This is a genomic window from Dyella japonica DSM 16301, from assembly GCF_001010355.1.
Lineage (GTDB): Bacteria > Pseudomonadota > Gammaproteobacteria > Xanthomonadales > Rhodanobacteraceae > Dyella > Dyella japonica.
The window spans coordinates 1-320 of record NZ_JPLA01000214.1; the positions used below are offsets into that span (position 1 = coordinate 1).

General features: G+C 41.6%; 1 protein-coding gene. It reads right to left on the minus strand.

What is annotated here, in order from left to right:
* On the minus strand, nucleotides 1-320 hold a 320-nt coding region (locus tag Y882_RS20480; protein ID WP_211259266.1), incomplete at both ends, for a hypothetical protein.

Below are 320 nucleotides of genomic sequence, written 5' to 3' on the forward strand. Positions count from 1 at the left end.
CATGCTGTACGTCATCGCTGATTGTATAAATGACAATGAACTTGTCGATGGTCGGGTCAAAGTTAAAGCAATCCTCACTTGCCATCTTAAAAAGGTTGTCTGCTACTTCCTGTGCAGATTTGCAGTGATGACGCAATGTACCAACTAATGTTGGTAGGTCAGCTCGCTTATGCAGAGCCATTTGAACCATTGCATCAATGCCAAATTTGTAATCAATGCCTATATGTGCAAAGAAGGCTTTGAAATCAATACCGGAGTTTTCTTCAAACTCCTGACGCATTCTTGGTAACAGTTGGTTCTTGTTGTACAGCTTTTCGAGG